21 protein-coding genes and 1 pseudogene are annotated in these 21,304 nt (G+C 58.6%); 4 read left to right on the forward strand and 18 right to left on the reverse strand.

What is annotated here, in order from left to right; translation table 11 throughout:
• A partial coding sequence (locus DIE17_RS37730) for a hypothetical protein (RefSeq protein WP_221622470.1) occupies positions 1 to 257 on the forward strand: 257 nt, incomplete at its 5' end.
• On the opposite strand, the gene DIE17_RS21340 is transcribed toward DIE17_RS37730, so the two are convergent.
• The 3 genes from DIE17_RS21340 to DIE17_RS21350 all read right to left on the reverse strand — a co-directional run bounded on the left by DIE17_RS21340 (position 250) and on the right by DIE17_RS21350 (position 4,305).
• Positions 250 to 1,554 (reverse strand): tetratricopeptide repeat-containing protein, encoded by a 1,305-nt coding sequence (locus DIE17_RS21340; RefSeq protein ID WP_124486316.1) that lies wholly within the window; start codon positions 1,552 to 1,554, stop codon positions 250 to 252. The two genes, DIE17_RS37730 and DIE17_RS21340, sit on opposite strands and share 8 nt — an antisense overlap.
• 40 nt (positions 1,555 to 1,594) lie before the next feature.
• Positions 1,595 to 2,008, reverse strand: coding sequence for a TIR domain-containing protein (locus DIE17_RS21345; protein ID WP_124486317.1), 414 nt, complete (start codon positions 2,006 to 2,008; stop codon positions 1,595 to 1,597).
• 173 nt (positions 2,009 to 2,181) lie between these two features.
• The gene (locus DIE17_RS21350; protein WP_124486318.1) at positions 2,182 to 4,305 is read right to left on the reverse strand and encodes a DUF4062 domain-containing protein; all 2,124 of its coding nucleotides are present in this window, start codon (positions 4,303 to 4,305) and stop codon (positions 2,182 to 2,184) included.
• A gap of 325 nt (positions 4,306 to 4,630) precedes the next feature.
• Here DIE17_RS21350 and DIE17_RS21355 point away from each other — a divergent pair.
• Positions 4,631 to 5,238, forward strand: a pseudogene (locus tag DIE17_RS21355) (transposase); the annotation flags it as partial.
• On the opposite strand, the gene DIE17_RS21360 reads toward DIE17_RS21355, so the two are convergent.
• From DIE17_RS21360 to DIE17_RS21375, 4 genes are all read right to left on the reverse strand, one after another.
• Positions 5,215 to 5,442, reverse strand: coding sequence for a transcriptional regulator (locus tag DIE17_RS21360; RefSeq protein WP_260430299.1), 228 nt, complete (start codon positions 5,440 to 5,442; stop codon positions 5,215 to 5,217). The pseudogene DIE17_RS21355 and the gene DIE17_RS21360 overlap by 24 nt on opposite strands.
• A gap of 14 nt (positions 5,443 to 5,456) precedes the next feature.
• Positions 5,457 to 5,885 (reverse strand): DNA-binding protein, encoded by a 429-nt coding sequence (locus DIE17_RS37510; protein ID WP_185633829.1) that lies wholly within the window; start codon positions 5,883 to 5,885, stop codon positions 5,457 to 5,459.
• On the reverse strand, positions 5,882 to 6,223 hold the full coding sequence (locus DIE17_RS21370) for a nucleotidyltransferase family protein (protein WP_124486319.1): 342 nt from the start codon (positions 6,221 to 6,223) through the stop codon (positions 5,882 to 5,884). Before DIE17_RS21370 ends, DIE17_RS37510 begins: the two co-directional genes overlap by 4 nt.
• A 142-nt stretch (positions 6,224 to 6,365) precedes the next feature.
• Entirely contained in the window at positions 6,366 to 6,581 is a 216-nt protein-coding gene (locus DIE17_RS21375) for a hypothetical protein (RefSeq protein WP_124486320.1), read from the reverse strand.
• A 338-nt stretch (positions 6,582 to 6,919) separates the two neighbouring features.
• Between DIE17_RS21375 and DIE17_RS21380 the strand changes: the two genes are divergently transcribed.
• Complete coding sequence (locus DIE17_RS21380) at positions 6,920 to 7,753, forward strand: DUF932 domain-containing protein (protein ID WP_124486321.1); 834 nt, start codon at positions 6,920 to 6,922, stop codon at positions 7,751 to 7,753.
• 1,018 nt (positions 7,754 to 8,771) lie between these two features.
• Positions 8,772 to 9,203, forward strand: coding sequence for a hypothetical protein (locus tag DIE17_RS21385; protein WP_124486322.1), 432 nt, complete (start codon positions 8,772 to 8,774; stop codon positions 9,201 to 9,203).
• Positions 9,204 to 9,457: 254 nt separating this feature from the next.
• Here the strand turns inward: DIE17_RS21385 and DIE17_RS21390 are convergent, their stop codons facing one another.
• The 11 genes from DIE17_RS21390 to virB5 form a co-directional block, all read right to left on the reverse strand.
• Positions 9,458 to 10,471, reverse strand: a complete 1,014-nt coding sequence (locus DIE17_RS21390; RefSeq protein WP_124486323.1) for a relaxase/mobilization nuclease domain-containing protein — start codon at positions 10,469 to 10,471, stop codon at positions 9,458 to 9,460.
• A gap of 1 nt (position 10,472) precedes the next feature.
• Positions 10,473 to 10,913, reverse strand: a complete 441-nt coding sequence (locus DIE17_RS21395; RefSeq protein ID WP_311767948.1) for a plasmid stabilization protein — start codon at positions 10,911 to 10,913, stop codon at positions 10,473 to 10,475.
• A gap of 104 nt (positions 10,914 to 11,017) precedes the next feature.
• On the reverse strand, positions 11,018 to 12,541 hold the full coding sequence (locus tag DIE17_RS21400) for an LPD7 domain-containing protein (protein ID WP_124486325.1): 1,524 nt from the start codon (positions 12,539 to 12,541) through the stop codon (positions 11,018 to 11,020).
• Between the two features lie 56 nt (positions 12,542 to 12,597).
• Complete coding sequence (locus DIE17_RS21405) at positions 12,598 to 14,451, reverse strand: PriCT-2 domain-containing protein (RefSeq protein ID WP_124486326.1); 1,854 nt, start codon at positions 14,449 to 14,451, stop codon at positions 12,598 to 12,600.
• Positions 14,448 to 16,166: a type IV secretory system conjugative DNA transfer family protein gene (locus DIE17_RS21410; protein ID WP_124486327.1), complete on the reverse strand. Its 1,719-nt coding sequence runs from the start codon at positions 16,164 to 16,166 to the stop codon at positions 14,448 to 14,450. The genes DIE17_RS21405 and DIE17_RS21410 overlap by 4 nt, the downstream gene beginning before the upstream one ends.
• Entirely contained in the window at positions 16,163 to 16,537 is a 375-nt protein-coding gene (locus DIE17_RS21415; RefSeq protein WP_124486328.1) for a hypothetical protein, read from the reverse strand. The genes DIE17_RS21410 and DIE17_RS21415 overlap by 4 nt, the downstream gene beginning before the upstream one ends.
• A 9-nt stretch (positions 16,538 to 16,546) precedes the next feature.
• Positions 16,547 to 17,665, reverse strand: coding sequence for a P-type DNA transfer ATPase VirB11 (virB11, locus tag DIE17_RS21420; RefSeq protein ID WP_124486329.1), 1,119 nt, complete (start codon positions 17,663 to 17,665; stop codon positions 16,547 to 16,549).
• Positions 17,662 to 18,888: a type IV secretion system protein VirB10 gene (gene virB10 / locus DIE17_RS21425; RefSeq protein ID WP_124486330.1), complete on the reverse strand. Its 1,227-nt coding sequence runs from the start codon at positions 18,886 to 18,888 to the stop codon at positions 17,662 to 17,664. Before virB10 ends, virB11 begins: the two co-directional genes overlap by 4 nt.
• Positions 18,881 to 19,705 (reverse strand): TrbG/VirB9 family P-type conjugative transfer protein, encoded by an 825-nt coding sequence (locus DIE17_RS21430; RefSeq protein WP_124486331.1) that lies wholly within the window; start codon positions 19,703 to 19,705, stop codon positions 18,881 to 18,883. Before DIE17_RS21430 ends, virB10 begins: the two co-directional genes overlap by 8 nt.
• Entirely contained in the window at positions 19,702 to 20,397 is a 696-nt protein-coding gene (locus DIE17_RS21435; protein ID WP_124486332.1) for a virB8 family protein, read from the reverse strand. Before DIE17_RS21435 ends, DIE17_RS21430 begins: the two co-directional genes overlap by 4 nt.
• Before the next feature lie 203 nt (positions 20,398 to 20,600).
• On the reverse strand, positions 20,601 to 21,296 hold the full coding sequence (virB5, locus tag DIE17_RS21445; RefSeq protein WP_124486334.1) for a P-type DNA transfer protein VirB5: 696 nt from the start codon (positions 21,294 to 21,296) through the stop codon (positions 20,601 to 20,603).
• Between the last annotated feature and the right edge of the window lie 8 nt (positions 21,297 to 21,304).

The following is a 21,304-nucleotide window of genomic DNA, read 5'->3' on the forward strand; positions in this document are numbered from 1 at the left end:
GCAAAAGGCTGACTGTACTGAAAGGTGGCTCAGATTTACTTCGCGCGAAGTGGCTCATTATTACTTTGCGCCCAACAGCAGTTCAGCTCACTACTGGGGGCGTTGGTTCTCAGCCCACTGATCCGCTTGGGTTTCCCGGACCAGGTCTAGCCGGCGAAATGGAACTGCATTTCGCTGACGAACCGTGGGACCGTCGCGCTAGCTGCAGTCTGACGGCACCTCAAAGAAAAATTAACTGTCCAGAATCGATTATTTAGCACTAGCTTTCTTGCCGCGCCGACCTGCAGGTTGACCGGTTACTCGTAGAACCTCTCGCTTCCCTTGCTCATAGGTATCACGCTCCCATTGCGCAAGATCACCATGTTCGACATACTCGTAAAACCGCTGTTCATACTGAACCGCCTCCGCCTCACGATTCAAACCAAACAGCGTATTGGCCAGCGTCGCGACGACCCATTTTTGATCCGCTCTTTCACCAAACTGGGGAGATTGGACAATTCCAGTTAAAATATCAACGATCTGCTCACGTGCCTTGCGCGCACCCACTTCGTAATACCCCCTTTCCCCCTTACCCCCCTCAATTTCAGCGCGATAATTCATACATAGCGCATAATTTTCACCATTATAATAATCTCTTCTGAACTCAAATCCACGACCATAATACTTGATAGCCAAATTCAATTCAGCCGGATCCTTCGTGATATTCCACAGCCGCTTATGGATAGCCCCTGCTATTCCCAGCGTCTCGGGATCATTAGAATCATCCGGCCCCAGATCATTGATAACCTTCAGCGCGTTAACGAGCGAAGCAATCTCCGACGGGTCCTTGCTCTTGTACGTCGCCAACGCGAGCTGTTGTTTCAGATAGGTCTCATCTGGCTTCATCTCGACTGCGCTCGATAAAAATCGCATCGCATCGACATAACGATCCTCTCGCAACGCGCGCGCCCCCTGGCTCATCATTTCCGAAAACTGCTCTTCACTTGCCTCCGATCGCTGAATCAACGCCTCAAATTGTTCGTCCGACAAGTGCGGCTGAATCAACTTCGGAATAAAGGTATATACGGGACTATCCGGCAGTGGGTTCTCCAAAATTCTCTGGATTAGCAAAGACAATTCGCCGACTGCCCGCCTCGCCTCCTTAGCGCCGATATCCTCCCCCATGTGTTCGTAAGAGAACGTACTCGTATGATTCAAATCGAAATAAAATTTCCCCTTGCTCTCCCTCATGATGATCGTCGAATACGGCCTCAAGGCATGGCGAACACCGAGTTCATAAAGTGCATTTGCATTGCCTGTCGAGATGTCGGCAATCACCAGATCAGCCCTCAGAAGCATCTCGTACATCTGCAAGTCGATATGGCCAGAATGTGAGATCTCGTCTGCTCGCACACACCGCAAACCGGCCTGCTCGGCAGCCGGTCGAATGATTTCCTGATAGGTCGCATTCAGATCGAGCGTGCGCCCTGACTCATAGTCAGTCTTTCTTCCGAACCCCATTACCACGAAGCATAGCTTCGCGTCGCCATCCTTCGTCGCCCCACTCTTTGACATGATTATTTTCCTGTTATTCTTTTCTCACTTACCCCGTACATCAGAGCGCATACTGTCGAATCGACGAGACGATGGAATCCGTATTCCACCGAACCATTTCCTTTGCAGCCAACTGAACCACTTGCGGGGTGCGCTGCTGGCCCCAAGGAACGACACCGATTATCGGCTTACGATAAGCCGCTGCGATTTTAATTTCAGCCTCAATCCAGTCGCTGTGAGCAGCATACATTCCACCAAGAATCAATACGATATTTGAGACGCGAATTTGCTCATCCAGCGCATTAGTCAGTTGCTGCGTTGATCGCACACCAAGAATAGGATTGGTGCGAGGCACAGATGAATTTCTGAATAAGAAATTAGGCGCACCTCGCAACATCTGCTCCAGTCGAGCATATTCGTCGTGATAGCTCCAAGCATGCGAAATAAATCCAACATAGGTTTTCAAAGCTGGCATCATGGTCTCCTTTTAAAATCACCCGTCATCGACAAATAGTTTTCATCAAAAATCCATCGACGCTCGCATATTACACAAAGAAAAATATTATTTTTATCCGGTTTCCTGTCGTACATCAACCGCATGGAGCCGAGTGATCAGGCAACCGTACCTTTCGTTCGAGAACGCTCTTGCTATTTCGCTTCACTCGCATAGGCGGCCGCCCGACTGAGCACTACCTTCTTAGATTCCACCCGTTCCAGTCGGAACAAGCTCACGCCCGATCGGGCGAACTCGCCCTGCTCCTCCAACCACTCCGGTAATGCTTGCGACTCTTCAATCGTTCGCCCTGTTTGCTCGCTAAACCAGTCCCTTTGACTGGCAATCACACGAACCAGGTCCCCCTGACGACCAGAAAACAGGGATGCAAACGGAAACAACAGCCGATTCGATTGCGAAAGCGTACCCTTCTCAAACAGACGCAACGCTTCACGTGCTCGTTCTGTCGAGTGCTTCGCCGTGTGCTGCCATTCCACAAGTTGCCGCCCCAATGCCGCTTGTCGATTGCCGAACCGAGACAGCTCCGCTTTGAGCAATCCGATCTTATCGCGAGTTCCCGTAAGGCGCAGCCGGTACCTACGATGCGCACGATAACCCAAATACATTAACCCGGCGCTCACGAGAAGCATCAGAAAGCCATTGAGCTTACTGCCATATGACCACGAGCGGATTGCGATCAAAAAACCAACCAGTGCGCCGGCGATGCTCCAATAGGTACCCAGTCGAGCGCTCCATCCGACAAGATGACCGTGGTCGACCTCCTGAGCCGCCAGCATGGCCGAGTTGACGCGAACCCTTTCATCCAGTATCAGAATTTCACTATCCAGCTCGAATCGCACCGATCCATTGGTTGGTGTCAGCTTGGCAACGTCCGCCTCTGCTTGCCCAATTAAACTGCGCACCCATTCCTGTTGCCTGGCCACCGACGCCTTCGCTACGTCGATCGCCCGCTTACGCGCGGTGTCGTCCGGCAAGTATCCCGTGGCCAACTGGCCAACCATGGTAGCCAGCTGTCGCTCAGTGACCAATATCCGGACGGCCCCATCGATCAACTGACGACGCAGACTCTCGATGAGTTCATTCGTCTGGGTACGCACCGTCGAGAATAGCGGGTCGACAAACACTTCGCGCAGGCTGGGAAAATACAAACTAGCCGCGCGCTCGATTTCCTTCATCGCCTGGTCTTGCACACCAGTAGCCAGCCAGTTCCGGGCCAGTTCGATTCTCGCCTTTGCATAGCTCGGCGCAGCCTCCACCGCCTGTCGAGCATAGGCCAAAGCCTCATCAGGCTGCCCGGTAATATGCCCTGCACGGGCAGCAAGCATATATGAAGCAGCGGCTCGAAATGGCGCGCCCTCGCCCAATGCTATACGAGCAGCTCGCTCGCTCAGTTCTTTCGCCCGCTCGCAGTCGGGCTTACGCCCCAGATTCACGTACAACGACGCCAGCCAGAAATTACTCATCAAATCCAGCGGGCGGTGCTCCAACGCTCGCTGCAAATGCCGTATCGCACAGCCGTAATCGGCCAGCCCAATTGCTCGATGCGCTTCGACTCGCTGTTCATACGCGGCCACGGCCGCAGGCTGCAGCAGCGCAGCAAGAGGCCCGGAACATTGCGGTGCATCGTCCAGCAATGAGGGACCTGTTTGCTCAGCATCACGAGACTCAAGTGTCGTCACATCAGAGTCATCGAGCGCTTTTCCGTCGGATATTGCATCGAACAGATCGCGATGTTGATCTTCCGGCTCGTAACGGATCTGACCAAACTCCATTGCAAAATGCGCCGCCAGAAAGCTCTCAAAGATCCGATGTGCCATCAGATCCACTGGAATATCAGGCTCCACGAATCCGATCGTATGGCGCTTCTCGATTTCTCGTTGCCATTGCCCGAAGGGCGTTTCGGGATCAACGAACTGAATCTGCCCCCCTCGATAGCGCTCTCCAATGCAAAAAACCAAGATCCGCGTTCCAGCGCCATCGCGAACGGCTTCCTCATATTCGAGATGAGTAAACGACTTTGCACTATCTGGTGCTAATCCACCGTACTCATCACCAAGCAACAAAATCATGTAGTTGGATCGACGCACGTGTGCAAGGCACTCCACGAGCGGCGGATAGTGGTTCACCCGACCATCGTCCAGATCAATCGCGGACAGGTTAAGGTGAGGATAGTTTGTAATTTTTTGTTTTAATTGTGCTCGAAGTTCACTGAAGGTCTCGAATCGCGAAGCAAGAAAAACAGTTTTCTTGATCAACATATATCCCCGGTCTCAATCTCAATTCACACACATCATCACTTTCTTTTTCCGCATTCGATATCGCCACCCCATCCGACAACTGAACCCTTGCGCATAGCGTCAGAATCGAAGCCTCGTCATATAGTAAATATTAACCGCAAATTCGTTCACGCGAAATCTTATCCTTACACAGATGACCTACGGCAGCCGCTCCGACGAGCTAAACTATTTCACGAATTAATGTCACGCACTGGTGTATGTGCACGCAGAGCATGATCAAGCAGCAAGCGGTTGCTGAGCCCACCGACGTCCGATCACCGAGATACTATCTTCGAAGGGAATGCTCGGCTTTGACACCCTGCGATCAGCCTATATGCGCGGAATGAGCGTGCGCGAGACTCAGGGCCATCTGCTGGAACTGTATAGGCTACAGGTGCTGCCCGACGTGATTTCCACGGTCATCGACGAGATGCTGACCGACGTCCAGCAGTGACAGCAGCGCCCACTCGAGGTAATGTATCCGATCGTGTACTTCGACGCGCTGCGACTGAAGTTCCGCGGCGAAGGCACAGTCGAGAACAAGGTCTATCTGCGCTGGGCATCCGTGCCAACGGCCCCAAGGAAGTGCTGGTTCGTGGATCGCGCGGACAGAGGGTGCCAAATTTTGGCCGAAGATCTTCTACGAGCTGAAAAACCACCCCTTGCACGATATCCTGATCGCGGTGGTCGACGGTTTGTGCAACTTCCCCGAAGCGGTCGAAGTGGCCTATCTAGTCGCCCAAATCCAGACCTGCATCGTGCATCTGGTCCCCAATTCGCTGCATCTGGCGAGTTGGAAGAATCATAAGCCGCTGACTGCCTCAAGCAAGCCAATCTACCAGGCCCGCCACGGCCGAGGTAACTGCGTTCAGCGCTTTTGCACAGGACGAGTCAGGTCGTTTTTTTCGTCCAGTCCAAAACCTCTCGAACATAGGCCCATACCACATCAGGCATGTTCCGAAAATCGCTTGTGCTCGCCGGTGCCAACCACTTGTCCAGCGTCTTGATCGGAACGCTGATACGCTCCGCGAACTCCATACGCGTCATGCCGAGTGACGTCATCGCACCGCGGAGAAACACCTGCTGCGTGATCCCAGGAGGCAACTTATTGGCGGCCACTCGTATCTCCTCGCTTATAAGTCCAGATCGGGCGCCGGAGACGCATCTGGATCATCGGGCCTTTGCTCCTGATCAGGCGTCAAAAGCTGCCGCACGACTGCGACGAAATCTTCCGCCTGCGTAACCGCCCAACGCCCCTTGTCAATGGAGATATTACCGGCGCCATAATCTGCGATCCCGCGCAAACTCTCGACTTGTCTGAATGATCGGCCGTATTCGGGCCGCACGAGCCCCTGATTCACAAGCTTTAGACCAAATGCCGCGATCACGCCGCTATGGGTCGCCGGCGATTGCTCAACGACTCCAACACCAAGCAATGCGGCATGAGCGGCGCCAAACATCGCATAGTACGCGCCCTCGCGCCCACCGACTTGCAGCAATACATGGGCCTCTGCCAACGCGCGTACGGCTTTTGCCATATAGTCTGCGGAAGTCATCCTCATAGCGGGATTCCTTCGCGTCGGATGTTCTCGATCAAGACCGGATTGCTGAACCGTTCCGGGTGCTCCAGTTCGTCCTCCCAAATCGGCAGGGCGCCGACCAGCACTCCCGTTTCCAGCAATACGTCAAACGACGTGCCCGCCATGTCCAGCACGATGTCCGTGCGCTCGCCGTGACCGCCGCTCAGGATGACTGCGATATCAGCATCGCTTTCGTCGGTATGCTCGTGACGCGCTCGGCTGCCAAAGAGGATCGCCCGGCGGACCGGGTAGCGTTGCGCGATACGTTTCAGGAACACATCGGCCGCATGAGCGGTTTCAGGATCGACAGCCACGTCCATGTTGCTCTCCTCGACGGGACTTACTGTTATACCCCCCAATGGGGGGGCTTGCAAGACAAATCCCCTGCCGTGACAAATCTCTGTACCTGCAGCACATGAGGGTGTCGACGCCAAGGTCGATGCGCGGTCATACCCCCGGGAACTACTCCAATACAGCCACGCGATACTTCGAGCGCAGCAACAGGTCCGGAACCGGCGCGAGCACATTTGAGTTGAACTGAAGTTCGACGCAAGCATCGATGCCGTATTTTGGTGCTGCGCGATTGACCGCCGCGCATGCCGTGTTCAATTGCGCCTTGTCACCCGACGCCACGGCGCGAACGTCCACTTGCTCGGCTTCGGAAAGAATTTCGCTCACTTTGATCTCCTGGATTCGCCGAGCCCATCTCTCTACGCAGCCCCCAGTCACCCCTGGACATGGCATACACGTGACTCCCGGGTTCCCGCCCTTGACCCGCGACCGTAGCCGATAGCGAACCGGCATCAAGGGGCGCGGGACCGTGTTGCCCGCACCCCTCCCTCGCCTATCTCCTTGACGCCGGTTCGCTATCGACTCCTTCAGTCGCACGGGCGGGAACCCGGGAGTCAGGCGGCAGCAAAGCCAACCCCGAGTTCCACCGGGAGGTGTCTAGCCGCAACGGCAAGGCACGCCTCCATGCCCGGTTCAGGTCCTCAACCTTGACTGTGGAGATTGCCATGCGACTCGCTTCCTCATTCCATTACAGCGCACCGATGCTGCGTGCGGATTCACCGCTCTCGGACGATCAGATTCGCCGCGTCGCCCCGTCCATCTTCGCGGACGGCAAGCACGAAAGCCGCTCCGAGCGCTACACCCACATTCCCACCATCGAGGTGCTGCGCGGGCTGCGCAACGAAGGCTTTCAGCCATTCATGATCTGCCAAACGCGCGTGCGCGATTCCGGCAAGCGCGAATTCACCAAGCATATGCTCCGACGGCGCCATGCCGACCAGATCAACGGCGAGGAAGCCGATGAAATCGTGCTGCTGAACTCGCACGACGGCACCAGCAGTTACCAGATGCTCGCCGGCACATTCCGCTTTGTCTGCCAGAACGGCATGGTCGCGGGCGAGAACATCGCCGATATCCGCGTGCCGCACAAAGGCAACGTGGTGCAGAACGTGATCAACGGCGCGTTCGATGTGCTCGACGGGTTCGAACTGGTCCGAGAACAGAAAGACGGCATGCGCTCGGTTGCACTCGACCGCGACGAACAGCATGCGTTCGCCCGCTCCGCACTGGCGCTGCGGTACGACCCGACCGACGCCGACGCCCCGGCTCTCGTCAGCGAAAGCCAGTTGCTGGCCCCGCGCCGCTTCGAGGATCGCCGCGACGACCTCTGGACCGTCTTTAACCGCGTACAGGAAAACCTGACCAAGGGTGGCCTGCACGGCCGCTCCCGCTCGGGCCGCACGATGTCGACACGCCCCATTACCGGTATCGACCCGAACGTGAAGCTCAACCGCGCGCTATGGATGCTCGCGGACGCCATGCGCCAGATGAAGGCGTAACGACGGGCGGGCGGCGCTTCCGCGTCGCCCGGCTATTCGATTCTGCAGGCAATGGCGGTCGTTAATGTCTAAAAACAAGCCAAACTCGAAATTTCGGCACCCGTCAGAATGTGCTGGACTTGCCTGGAATCCGAAATTCCTTTGTCTCCGCGTGCGAGTAAGCGCGCATTCAAGTGTGTGCGCCCATAAGCACCGAGGTCACACCGCCGATCACGCGATCGATACGTTTCTAAGTAAGACACCGAACCACGCTGAAGTTTGATGCAATCGGGCGTACGCGTTTTTACCGACGCTCACGCAGGAACTCTAATCGATTGATTTAATCCTCGCGGCTTGTCTGTCCTTCCACTTCGATACTGGCGCATCTGATTTGCGTTCGGACGATCGTCCTTTTTGCGCGACACGCAACCTGTGCACTCGGTGCGATTGCTCCCAGCATTCGGTTTTCCTATGGCAACAGATCAACCGATTGCCACGGATCCGCACATGCGGCACGCGCGCTTTTCGCATCGTTGAGTTCGCTTTGCTGTATGGCTCGCACAATTTTCCTGCGCAGGCCGATTCGCCCTTTTTGCAGCCGAGCTCTGTTTTTCCCGTGCAGCGAAACTCACCAAGCCCGTGGGATTAGCGAACCGCAAAAGCAAAGACATGAAAAGGAGGTAACGCAGGATAGGCTTGCGCCGGTTTTGGGCACCATTGCGATGCTCCCCGAAAAATCAAGGCCGATCCGATGTCCCAGGTGTTTTCTAGATCAACGCCCGCAGCGCACGCTACCAAGCACACCAGTGTTGTCCCCATTCGTCCACGGTTTCCCTCACAGCGGGGACCTGATCTCCTCAGCACGCGGAGATTCGCCAACCAACGATCCGCGGACATTTTCGAAGTCGAGATTGTTCGTTCACAGCCTAGCCGTCTATATTGGAAGGAAGGGCAGTCGACACATCACATTTCCCGGTGGCGCCCTTCATGTCGGCAAAGGAGGCGTCCTGATCGGGGCGACAGTCTGGAGGAATGTTCCGTGGAATTTCTTAAACTTGCGATCATCTTTGGTACAGTCATCGCGATTGCAAAGAGCATTCGGCTTTTTAGTCGTCACTCGCGACACCAGTACGGTTACAGCTTCTTCACGGCACGTGGATTTTGGCTTGCCGCAGTCGGTATTAATCTCACATGGTGGGGATACGTCGGATGGGGAACCGCGCTACTGCATCGCGAACCGGCGTGGGCCGGTCTCGTCCTCGTGGCAATGGGACTTGCTGCAGTCATCCGGTTGATCTATGAAAACGTTAGGAACACGGCACCCATATACGGTGTTTCCGGGTCGATCCTGCAACTTGTGCTGTTTTTTCCGGTGGCAGTCTACGGCATCCCGCTTCTCGCGATCACGTTCCTGTTTCTGTTCTTCGTGACGTACAAGGCCGGACCAGCATGGTTTTCCGATCGAGAATGAGCCCAGCGGCGTGAGACTGCAGTCTCAAGTCGAGACACACGGAGCAATATCCTCGGCACTGTTCGAGATTACCGTCAAGCCGGGTCCGACGGATCATCCTGGGGCCAGCATAGAAGATCGCGTCGCATTTGCGAGCAAAAAGGCGCCGCGTACCCAAACGGGCACTAGCTTTCCACACACTCGGGATTTGGCTCACTAATACGATTGCTGCCGATTCGCGGCATGATAGTTATAGCCATCATGCACTCTGGTCATCAGCGTTCCACATCCGGCCTGGCGCCGTCTGAACGCTCTACGGTATCTGGCACCTGACGATCGGGCTTCTCGCCTCTATCATCCGGCTCACGCCCTACCATTGGTCGATTTCGTTGCACCGGCATGGACCCGACGAAGTACGCCATTTCAACGGCCATCGCGCGATCTTCGCGCGCCCCCGACCTCGCCATTGCGTAGGCTATTTCTCGCCAAGCGGCAAATACGCCACCTTGTGCGGCCCATCCTGCGTCCCGCTGCGCATCGGTCGGCATTGATTTCCAGTACCTCGGCGTTTCGCCACGCGCTACCATATGGATGACGGGCTGCTTCGGGTAGCGCTGCGTCACGCCACGCACACGCCGCGGCGTCGCATTCGCCTCGACACCATGCTCACGCAGTTTCTCCGCAAAACGCTCACGCCATCGCTGAAGATCCTTATGGCGGGGATTCAGGCGATGGCCGTCCGGACCACGCACCTGTACGCTCAGATGCACATGCGGATGTGCTTCGTCATTGTGTACGGCAAAAACGTACGCCCTGCCGTCACCGAACTCGAGCATCGCGAAATCTCGCGCCGCATCGCGCACTGCCTTGCGATCCGTTCCCGGTGGCATCGACAGCAGGATGTTGAAAGTCTCGCGGCGCGCGCTGGTCTCGGGGATACCCCACCCACCGAATTGCCAGGTCTTCGCGAGATCGTTCAGCGCCTCCTTACCTTCAATCCGGTCACCGGTCTGATCTTCCAGTTCGATCCTGCCGTTACGAGAGATATAGCGCAGATGTCGACGTACGGCTCCCATACCCTGCGCACTCGTCGCCTTGTTGGTAATTTTGACCATGACTTCCGGGGAGCGCCTGAGCGTGCGGGCGACCTGCGCACGCATGCGAGCGGCAGCGTCGCGAATGCCCACATGCGCGAGTCGCGGCGCTTGCGCATGTCGTAGCGGATCATGAAACAGGCGATCGCCCCAGTTCACGAGCATCGCGTCGATGTAGATTTTCGGGTATGGCATATCAGCGGCTCCATCGATCAAGGTTCGCACGCATGATCGCGGTCGTCGTACGCAGGTGTTCATCAATGCACTTTCGCAACTCCACCCATTCGAACATCAAATCTCGGCGCACTGGCTCGCTTTCGTCGGCACGTGCAAGTTTGCGCAACAAACGGCCGATCTCAGCAAGTCGCTGGTTTGATACGAACAGTGCATTCAACTCGGATTCACCCAACTGCGGTTCCCGGCTCAATTGCGCCCGAACCAACGATACGATCCAGCGATTACTGCGCAGACCCATTGCTGCGGCGCGCCGCTCGACCGCATTCAGCTCCGCCCCGGTTAGTCGTATTTCGATGCGATAGCGAGGTTCCGCAACGACCGGCCGAGGCAAGCGCCACATGGTTGTGCCGGATTCGCCGTCCGCATCGTCGCCAATCGCCGCTGCGATCAACTGACGCACGCCCTCGCCCGCCGTCAAACCTCTGCAAGCGCACCAGTCGTCCCAGCGCAACCTGATTGCCCCGAGTTCGACGCACAAACGCCCGCGCACGACCACGATTCAACTCAGCGAGTAGGTGATGGTCGCGACGGCTCGGCTGGCGTGGGCTCGAGCTCGCGGGCAGGCGTGCGTTCGGGAGCCTGATGCTTGCGACGATTCCGACCCGACGGCGCGCTCGGATCGAATACCTTCGGCGTCGGGACCGGAATGCCTTCGCGCTGGAACGCCGCCAGCATGCGTTCGGCGTGCTGCCGCACACGGGCAACGGAACGCTCACTGAAACCCTGTTCGCGCATGGCGGCAGTCAGCACGGCCACATGCAATGCCCGTTCGGTGCCCAAATGGAGTGCATCGCGACTGCCGTGCAGCTCTGTCTCGTCAACTGGAGCACCGAGTGAATCAATAGATCGGGCTTCGCCATCCCGCGGATAGTCCGGCTTCTGCGAGACTGCAACGCCATGGCCCCGCTGCACGATCTCTACCTGCCAGGTATTGCGATGCACGACCTTCTCTTCTTCACCGACCACCCTTCCTTCGTCATTCAGGATCGGCATTCGCACGGTGACGAGGCGTTTGCCGAGATTATCGAGTGTCACCTGCTGGCCGATCTTGGCATTCGCCTCACGCACCGCACGCTCGAGATCCACACCCCACACGACCTGGTCGACGCCCGCCACATCGCGAAATACCACGTAGTACGAGTCGCTGCGCGCTGGATTGTGCTGATACGGGGCATCACCATGCTCGAGCAGTTCCCCGATGTATCGCCGAGGGATATCGGCTTCGTCGTTTGCAGCGCCGCGGCTGCCTTCAGGAATAGGCGGTTCCGACACCGATGATCGGACCGAAGGGATTGAAGAACCTCCGTTACGATTCTCGCCTACGTTGACTCCGGATGCGCTTGAAACCATGGCCTGACTCTCTGCGAGAGCCGGCGCACTCGCAGCAGTTGGCGCCCCGACTTGCGCGACCACCTCGATGCGATTGTCCAACCTCGCCTGCCGCGCATCTGTCAGCCGCGCCAGATCTGCCGCCTTCGGCTCGTAGCCGATCACTTCAATACCAAGCAGCGTGCCCTGCAACCACGCCTCGCTACGAAACACCTCATGACCCGAAACACGAATACGCCGCCACGATTTCGCGTGCACCATGTCAATCATCGACTCGACCACATCCGGCCGGTTGTGCTCGGTAACGAGGTATGGCCCTAGATCTTCGAACGCAAGTTGATACGGCGCGTCCTTCAGGAAATACTGATTGCCCGCGCGCAAGTAACGCTTGCGTACGCGTTCGGGCGGTTGGTCGAGCGGCATACTAGTCGCGTCCATGTCGGTCGGCGTCCCGCTCGGCGACCGAGTCTCGGCCTGCCTCAATGTAGTGGCATCGTCACGGATTGCCTGCTCCCGCAATCTCGCCCGGGCGGCATCGAACTCACGCCGGCGCCGAGCCGATACCGCCGCTATTGCAGCCGATTCCAGCCTGTCCCGACGTTCGTCCGACGCAGCCGGTCCACCACCGTTGGCCGGCGAATCCTGTTCAATCACGTTGATAACCGGATCGGTTTCGTCCGCGGAAGTTCTCAGAGCCATGTGGCACCTCGCACGCTAGAGATCGGCGTTGAATGTCGGCGCGATGCTGGTATGCCTTATCGGTCGGGCATTGAACCGGCTTCGCGAGACGCTTCCTGTTCCCGCGACTTTTCGAGTGCGGCCGCACGCGCTTCGCGGATGCGTGTCCAAGATCTCGCCTGCAACTGATCGAGCATCGCCTCCAGATTGGGGCTGTAATTCAACTCGCGTGCCGACTTCTTCAGCGAACCGACCATGCGTTCCAGCAGATCGCGCGCCCGGTCCCACGGATAGACCTTCGCCTGGTCGCCGTCATAACCCACTTGCAACTCGGATCCGTTCAACCGGGCGTTTTCATCCATCCATTTCAGACGCTCGGATACAAACGTCATCTGATCCTTGCGGTGGAACACGACACTGCGTGTCGCGACCTGCTGGATCAGATAGTGTTCCGTATTGAACACCTCCCCCCGATAGGGGCCACCGTTTTCGCGCGGCGTCCCCATCTTGAGCGGTGAGCCAAACCGATGTTCCGCTAGCGCCTTGACCTCGTTTGGCACGTCACCCGCGCCAAACAACGGCGCGCCAATTGACGGACGCGTTGACGCGAATCGAGGTGGATCGGCAGCCGATGGCAACGCAACCGGCAGAACGGGCGGAGAGTCCACCGCGGGTGATGCCGAACCGGATGCACTATCCGTTGCCGACACCTCCGGTGTGGCCTGCTTCGGGGCACCGCGCTTTGCAGGCCGGCGACGCGACGTGCCGTCATCTCCTGCCAACAGCTTTTCCTTGACGTTGCTCATTTTCCCGCCCTCCTCATGCTCATTCACCTCAACCACAGTCACACCGGATTCGGTGGAGATTTCCGATTGACCATCTGCCCTTACAACGGAACGGACCATTGCGCGCAGGTATTCGCCGACCGCTTCAAATCCGCTCAGTACCACCATGTCACTGAAGTCGTTCGGTACCATGTCGTGGATGCGTGCATCTGCGGCGAATCGTGGCCAAACCAGATGTGCCCTCGCGTCTTGCGCCGCACGCCGAGCCTGCGCCTCGCCACTACCCAGTTCACCTAGCAGGATCAGCTCCGCGGCGGGGTACTGTTCACGCAAGCTCTGCGCCACCAGCCCCAGATTCCCACTGGACAGCGCCGCCGTCGCAAACCAGCCTGTGGCTCTTGAAGCCGCCAATGCCGTCGCCATGCCTTCCGCGATCAGAACCCGCGAGGGTGCGCTGGCCGGAACCCATATCGGCTCCGTCGTCCAATAGCCTCCCCTCTTCGCGCCGCCAGCTAGGGACGATTTGCGACCGTGTTCGTCGATCAGTTCGAGCGTCGAGATCGATCCATTCCAGACCGGCACGACCAAAACACGTCCATTCAGCGGTAGTTCCTCGCTGACCGGCAGGTAGCCAAGCAGCGCACGCAGTTCAAGTGCATCGAGCTCACGCAGCGTGTATGCAGGGTCAAGGTGCTTACGTACAAGATAGGGATGCTCCGGGCCGACTGGTCTCGCCCACTGCCAGACCGATTCGGCCTCGTGGGCAACAGCTGCGTGACGTGCTTGCAGTTGCGCCTCCTCCCGTACGCGCTGAGCCAACACCTCGGGTGACGCCGCCAGTACGGTAGTCATGCGATCCGGATAATTCGCCCGCTTCAGATCGAAGCCATGCTGACGCGCCTGCCAGAAAAGCGTGGCGAGCGTCTTGCCACCTGATGCACTGGCCGAGCGCCATGTGGTCCGGGCCGCACGCTCGTTGTAGTTGGCTGCCGTCCGACTCCACGCGTCCCAGATTTCGAAGCCCTCGTCACCGAAGCCCTGCTTGAGCGCGAACGCCATATCGACCCAGGTCTGGTAGTCGTCGGCCGGAATCACGGCAAGCGCTGCACGTGCACGGTCCGCATCATGCACATAGGGTGTCGTCATTGCCGGGCTCCCACGACTGGCGAACCGCTCATGGCTGCCTGGCGCGCGGGTTCAACAAAATCGAGCTCAGCCACATCAAGATCGTTTACGCTAAGGCAACGTCTCGCCTGCTCAACCTTACTGAGCGGCACGCCCAGCAGCATGAAATGCCGCTCCACGTAGGCCACAGCCTCCTCCTCGCTGATGTCGGCCAGATTCGGCGGTAGATCACGCGGATTCCACGCCTGCAATACTTCCAGATACTCGTGCGGCAGATCGATGAGCCCCGCACCCTCCGGGTCGAGTTCATCAGGATGCAGATCGCGCAATCGACGCTCGACCACCGCGGAGAAATGCGCCATGTTCAGGGCGCGTACGGACGGCGCTGGCACGACGCGAGACGCAAACTCGGGATCGCGCCAATAGCAAATCTTGTCGGCCAAAATCGGCTTAGTGTTTTCGAGCAAGATGATTTCCTTATCTCGCTCCAGTTCCTTCAACTCCTGCGGCAGCAGCAACGGCCGGCGCTGTTCGGATACATTTTCGCTTGAGCCACCTCGGCCGCCAAAGAATGCATTGGGGCGGCTCACACTGCGCGACTGGTCGGTGAACGTACCGAGCATTTCCGAGTATTCGTTCGCGTCCTTCTGCTCGCGCGGCGCATAGAGGATCTGCATCGCGTGGTTCGTGATGATGGTACGGGCATCGGATCGCCCGTAAACGGATTCAAATTGCGCGATCGATTGCACGATCGACAGCACGCGCAGGTTGAAGCCCGGCATATAGGCAATAGCTCGCGGAAGAATGTGGATCTTTCCGATTGCCGTCATCTCATCGAACAAAAGCAGGCACTGGAACTTGAGCGTAGGATCAGCTTCGGGCAGCTGCTTCGTGTTCAAGTTGATAATCTGCGAGAAGAGCAGGTTCACGATCAAGGCCGCTTCCGACAGATGATCGGGCGTGACACCGATATAGATGGAAATACGTCGCCGCCGCAGATCACGCACATCAAAATCGTTCGCGCTCGTTGCTGCGTCGACAATCGGATTGGCCCAGATCGTCAGCGGCGCATTGAAGGTCGCCAACACGCTCGCCAGCACCTTGTCGTCATTGGACAGGAAGCGATTCAGTGCATCCACGCACGGTCCCGAGAGCAAACCACGATGCCGGACCAGCGCGCGCTGCAAATAGGGTTTGACCGGCATGCCATTGCCCGACGACTGCCGCAGCACTTCTCCCATCGTGACGGGAACATCGGGAGTCGACGCATCCTTGCCGGCCCGGTACGCATCGCGCCATTCGCACAGCAGAAGCACAATGCCGAGGAACAGATTTCGCGCCTGATCTTTCCAGAAACCGTCGTGGCCGCCTGGTGGATACAGTGCATAGCCGATCGCGAGAATGTCGCCCACGCGGAACAAGCCATCGGAGATTGCCGACAGGGGGTTGTAGCGGTGTGTCCGGCCATCTTCGGCAAAAGGATTGAACAGAAACACATCCTGCCCATTCGCGCGACGGAATCCGGCTGTGGCCGCATAGTTTTCCTGCTTAATGTCGAGCACGACCACTGAATCGGGAAAGGTGAGAAGATTCGGGATCACTACGCCGACACCCTTGCCGGAGCGGGCAGGTGCAGCAAGTAACACGAACTGCTGACCGGCAAACCGCAGATAGCGGCCGCGCCATACCCCCACGACAATCGCAGGCGACGTATTGAGGTGGGCTTGCGTCGTCATAGCAACCCCGCCCGCCGAATTTCAGCCTCGTTCGCAAAACGCGCACTGCCATAGAGATGACGTCGACGCGAGCTCACCCATAGCGCATGGACGCCCAACACCGGGCCACCCAACGACACGAACACGCCAAACAGCGCCGCCCCCACCAGCTTGCGCCCGACGTTCGGCATCAGCCCGTCTCGCCACATCAGCACCGCATCGAGCCAACCCCACATTCCCGCGTGCAGCGGATTAATGCGCAGACTGGCATAGAGGAGGAACGACGCAAGCCAAAGGGACGCTGCCAGTCCAGCCATCAAGCAAGCTAGGGCGACCAACGTCATTACAGCTGTCCGAATGCGCTGGCGCAAAGGCGAAGACGGATGGTCCATGGTCGCCCCCTATACAAATGCGGTGCGCGCCTTGCGCCCCGGATCGAACCAGACTTCGGTCATGCCCCAGCGCCTGCAAGTCTGTTTACCCTCTGCGTCGAACACTGGGCGTGATTCCATGTGCACGACGACATCAACTGTCAGGAACAACAACCTCTTGAGTGCGGCATCGTCCCAGGCGGCGGCCTCCGGATGTTCCTTTGCCATCAGCGCGAATCGCTCGATCGCGACGGTCACATTGGGCGCGTGAAAGCTCGTGATCGACCCTGCGTGCCCCGTCGTCAGCAGTTTCAAGAAGTCATAAGCTTCGGCACCACGCAGTTCTGCCAGCAGCACGCGATCCGGACGCATGCGCATCGCGCATGCGATCAGGTCCGCAGGCGTCACCCGCGCGTGGCCATGCCCGCCCTTGCTGTATAGAAGATGTACGCAGTTCTCAATGTGCCGGATGAATAGCTCGCGAACGTCCTCGATCGTCACGACCCGCTCAGTCGCAGGAATCGAGCGGCACAGTGTCTTCATGAAACTGGTCTTGCCGGACCCTGTATTGCCGACCACTGCGATGTTGCGTTTGCCCGTGACAGCGCGCTCGAAGAAGGTGCACCAGTCATGCTCTTCCAGGCACCGGACGAGATTGCGGTCTTCGACGGGCAAGTCCACCAAAGCTGAATCGAGTCCGTCCGGCCTACGCCATACCGTAGCGTCGAACAATCCCTCGTCGCGACACGTATCGAGCGTCTTTTCGTCTGGGGACGGACGGCGGATCGTGACCGACACCGTCCGCGCCTGCACGACAGGCGGAACCACGATCTGGAGACGTGCGTCGTCCGGCAACAGCGCCGACAGAATCGGATGCTGCGACGACACTTCCTGATTGGTCAGGGTAGCGACCGACACCGCGAATGACATCAACCGGTCGAAATCGAGATCGGCGTAGTCGTGGCCGTGCCAGCCAAGCGAGTTCTCGGTCAACACGCGCTGCGGCCGATTAATCACCAGTTCAGTCACATCGGGATCGTCGAGTAGCGGCACGAACGGCCGCATCAGTTCGCGCACGGATGCGTCGTCGGGCAACCGAGCCAGCACCGCATCGCGCGATCCATCTAGCAGGGGCGAATGAATCATCATCGCGTGCCCTCCGGCTGCAGGGCATAAACCGATCCGAAGTCCAGATCACGCGCAATCACGATCGTGAACTCCGCGCCCTGGTTCTGGGTGAGAGTCGGTGGGATACCGATCGTGCTGTCGAGCACGCGCGTGGCCATGTCGTTGCCCTGCTGTTGTGTGCTCTGGAACACCACCGATCCGTTGGTGTTGCCACCGCGAGTCGATAGATAGCCGATCGCGTCCTGGGTAACGCCAAGCAGCATTGCTGCCCCAATGCGCTGACTCCAGTGGTTGTCAATGTAGCCATCGATGCCCATGCGGCCGAGTGCGTCGGCCGCCGGGGAATCGATCTCGACCGTGACACCGTTGGGTGTCTTGATACGGGCCGACAGCACGAATACCCGCTTCTGTCCCGGAGACATGTTCGAGCGATACTGGCTGTTGATCTGCGAACCCCGTTCAATCAGCACGACGTTGCCATCGTCGGAATACACGTTCTTGGTGACCGTGCAGGTCGACAAGCCAGCCTCGGTCGAATCAAACGCCGTATCGCCCGCGCAGTCGATCTTGGCGCCCTGCGCAAGCACCAGACTCCGATTGCCGAGCGTCCCGGCCTGAACACGCGGTGTCACGGTCGGCATCAGCGCCTGAGCAAGCCCACCCCCCATCTGCCCCGAACCTTGCGCTGACGCGCCTGCACCGCCGTTTACGCCGGCGGCAAGCGGGAAAGGTGCACCACCCAACCCCGGCACGCCTGGCCCCGCACCCGCGGGTTCCTGTCCACCGCCCGTTGCAAGCAGTGGCGCATCGTAGTAGCTGCGAGGTGTCGCAGCGTGTGCGATGCGAGCAGGCGTGACCACGCCTGAATTCGATGCGGGGCGTACGGCAATCGCGCTTGCTGGTACCGTTGCCGAAGCGGCACTACCGGCCGACGACGCGGGCAGATCGTTGAACATGCGCCCCTGGGAAGACGTACCTGCCATCGAATCGCGCCGCGCCTTCGATTCAGCATCGTGCCGCGCGAGAAAACCGTGCACGGTCCAGACGGCGCCCACCCCGACGATCAGCACGATCACGATAGGTGTCAGCCACCAGGCGCGCGGGCGTGCACCACGGTATTGCCCCAACGCTGGCATACCGCGATCAGCCGACGCATTTGATGCGCTCGCGTTCTGGCCATCTTCAGACTGACGATCGGCGCCATCGTTTGGCTCAATCACGTTGCGCGGGGTATCGTCATTCATCGTGATGGCTCCGCAGAATGCGCTTCACCCCGTTGACCGTCGTGCCGTCATGAGCCGGCACGCCGTCGATGTCGTAAGCGTCATTCCAGATTCCAACGACCTCCCGTGCGAGCCGCAGCACGAATCGCTTCGCCACCTCGTGCACGACGATCGTGTCACCGTCGATGTGCTTGTCGACCAAGCTTTCCGTACCGTCGTCGGCCACACGGAAAATCGCCGGCATGCGCCGGTTGTTCGGAATACGCAGATACGTAAAACGTCCGTCGTCCCATGCCGCGGTCGGCGCGATGTCGTCCGATCTCGGCATCACCTGCATCGAATACCGAGCGTTACGCACGGTCACCGGCTGCGCTAGGCGCTTCGCAACCAACTCGGCATCCGACTCCCCCGACGCCTGCTTCTCCAACTCGTCCGGATAGACGAAAGTCACGCGATACATCACGCGGTCATTGCCGAACTTCGACTTCAGCGGAAGCACCACAAGATCAAAGCTGTAGCTATGCCGGTCGGTGCGAATTTCGAGATTCGAATCGTGGGCGGCAAGCTGCGGTTTCAAGTACACATCGTGATCGCCCTTGCTCGCGACCACCTGCCAGCCGTCTCGATCACCAGGCGCGACTACCTGAATGTGTTCGTTGGAACCCAACGCGATATGCGTCGCAAAGCCGCGTTGAGCCTCCACGCGCACCACCTCGTCGGCTCGATAGATCACCTGGCGAACGCGCGAGTCACCGTTCCAACCGGGCAGATCAACCGCCCTCGCGCCCCCCACGAACAGTAGGCTCACCAGCGCGATGCCAAACGGAAGCACTCTCATGGCGTGCCTCCTACCGCCGAGGCCGACGGCGTATATTCCGCATCCCGGCTATAGGCCGTGACCTTGAAGCCGAATGGATTGACGATCGCCACGCTCTCACGCGTAAACACGGGCGGCCGGTAGGTATAGGCCAGCGTGATCACGAAGCGCTGCGTCGGCTCGGCATGGGCTTCGCCATTCTTGAACGAAGTCCGTTCGACATGCACAACCGCCCGACCAGGTTCGTCGGGCGGCAGCGTGACCGAGAGAATCCGGATGCGCCGCTCGACGCCAGCACCCAATTGCCGATCCAGTGCATCGGGACCGCTGTAGATGCCACGGAAATCGCGAGCAACCACGTCATCGCTCATCGTGAGCACGCTGTCGTAGTCCATCTGCAGCAGACCCCAGTCATAGCGCTCGCGTGCGCGCACATAAGTCTCGACCCAGTGCTTATCCTGGATTTCCTTCGTGTGCACATGACGGGCGTCGAGCACGTCGATCACCTGGGATTCGCCCGTCAGACGATCGACCTCGATGGGTAGAGGCACGACTCGATAGAACGGCACCATCACTGCGAGTGCTACCGTGCTCAGCACAGCAATGCCAACTGCAGCGTAAGCGACATGCCACGCACGACGTTCGGAGCATTCCTGCAGGTACGTCAGCGACGCCTCAATGTCGAGGACGCGGCCATAATCGTGCGAGCTCATGAGTGATCCCCTGCATCCGGCGGCTGATCTGGATCGGCCGGCACGGTCGCTGGCACGTCAGGCACGGGCGGTACACGATTGACTGGCACGCGATGCAGGCCGTCCGGCAATACGGGCTTGGGTGGCCCACTGCTGCAGGCGGCAAGACTCCAGGCAAGGCATCCGGCGAACGTCAACGAACTCAGTATGGACATGGTGTCGCCTCAGTTTCCGAATGACGCAGGCACCATCTGGTCCTGGAGCCGGTTGGTCTTACCCGCTCGGCTCAGCACCAGTTCACTTTGCTGCTCGGCTACGAGCTTGTCCTCCGTCTCGGCCAGCATGCGAAAGAGCTGCAGTTTGGTCATCTCGTTGCCGACCGCCGTGGATTCGGTCTGAATACGCGCCTGCAATTCCGCGACGCCCTTCGGGTCCTGCGTCGCGTTGATCTGTTGCGCAAGACTCTGGATCTGGTCCAGCTCCCGCAGCTCGGTCTGGTATGCCTGCAGGCCGAACGCCTTGTCCTGGTAGGGTTTGTTGAGCGTGCGCCGGCACAACTGCTGATCCACCCCGGTTTGGTCATCGCAGTCGTAGACCTGACTGGCCGAGCGCAATGCCTGCGCACTACCCGTCAGGCCTGCATAGCCGCCGTTCTGGATCGCGGTATAGACGCTCTGCCAGTTCGACGGTAACGAGTTGGCGACGACCGGATTGCTCAGAAGCGTGCCGAAACCGCGTGAACCAATCGTCGACTGATAGATCTGCATTTCTTGCTGCACTTGCTGCTTGAGTTGGCCCACGGTGGCAATGGCCTGCACAACGTTCTGTGCGTCGTAAACCGGGATCCCTTGCGCGTGAGCGCCAGCGCATTGCGCCGCACACACGAATGCGACAGTGATCCATTTGCTTCGTCCATTCATGGTCGTTA

Origin of the sequence: Burkholderia sp. Bp9099, from assembly GCF_003857805.1 — a bacterium.
Taxonomy (GTDB): Bacteria; Pseudomonadota; Gammaproteobacteria; order Burkholderiales; family Burkholderiaceae; genus Burkholderia.

What these genes read in the sequence shown, in the direction of transcription:
- DIE17_RS21430 (WP_124486331.1), bottom strand. Translation starts at nt 19,705, where the DNA reads ATGAGAGTGCTTCCGTTTGGCATCGCGCTGGTGAGCCTACTGTTCGTG.
- virB5 (WP_124486334.1), bottom strand. Translation starts at nt 21,296, where the DNA reads ATGAATGGACGAAGCAAATGGATCACTGTCGCATTCGTGTGTGCGGCG.
- DIE17_RS21350 (WP_124486318.1), bottom strand. Translation starts at nt 4,305, where the DNA reads ATGTTGATCAAGAAAACTGTTTTTCTTGCTTCGCGATTCGAGACCTTC.
- DIE17_RS21435 (WP_124486332.1), bottom strand. Translation starts at nt 20,397, where the DNA reads ATGAGCTCGCACGATTATGGCCGCGTCCTCGACATTGAGGCGTCGCTG.
- DIE17_RS21370 (WP_124486319.1), bottom strand. Translation starts at nt 6,223, where the DNA reads ATGGACGTGGCTGTCGATCCTGAAACCGCTCATGCGGCCGATGTGTTC.
- DIE17_RS21415 (WP_124486328.1), bottom strand. Translation starts at nt 16,537, where the DNA reads ATGGACCATCCGTCTTCGCCTTTGCGCCAGCGCATTCGGACAGCTGTA.
- virB11 (WP_124486329.1), bottom strand. Translation starts at nt 17,665, where the DNA reads ATGATGATTCATTCGCCCCTGCTAGATGGATCGCGCGATGCGGTGCTG.
- DIE17_RS21345 (WP_124486317.1), bottom strand. Translation starts at nt 2,008, where the DNA reads ATGCCAGCTTTGAAAACCTATGTTGGATTTATTTCGCATGCTTGGAGC.
- virB10 (WP_124486330.1), bottom strand. Translation starts at nt 18,888, where the DNA reads ATGAATGACGATACCCCGCGCAACGTGATTGAGCCAAACGATGGCGCC.
- DIE17_RS21340 (WP_124486316.1), bottom strand. Translation starts at nt 1,554, where the DNA reads ATGTCAAAGAGTGGGGCGACGAAGGATGGCGACGCGAAGCTATGCTTC.
- DIE17_RS21400 (WP_124486325.1), bottom strand. Translation starts at nt 12,541, where the DNA reads ATGGCTCTGAGAACTTCCGCGGACGAAACCGATCCGGTTATCAACGTG.
- DIE17_RS37510 (WP_185633829.1), bottom strand. Translation starts at nt 5,885, where the DNA reads ATGAGGATGACTTCCGCAGACTATATGGCAAAAGCCGTACGCGCGTTG.
- DIE17_RS21380 (WP_124486321.1), top strand. Translation starts at nt 6,920, where the DNA reads ATGCGACTCGCTTCCTCATTCCATTACAGCGCACCGATGCTGCGTGCG.
- DIE17_RS21410 (WP_124486327.1), bottom strand. Translation starts at nt 16,166, where the DNA reads ATGACGACGCAAGCCCACCTCAATACGTCGCCTGCGATTGTCGTGGGG.
- DIE17_RS21390 (WP_124486323.1), bottom strand. Translation starts at nt 10,471, where the DNA reads ATGCCATACCCGAAAATCTACATCGACGCGATGCTCGTGAACTGGGGC.
- DIE17_RS21405 (WP_124486326.1), bottom strand. Translation starts at nt 14,451, where the DNA reads ATGACGACACCCTATGTGCATGATGCGGACCGTGCACGTGCAGCGCTT.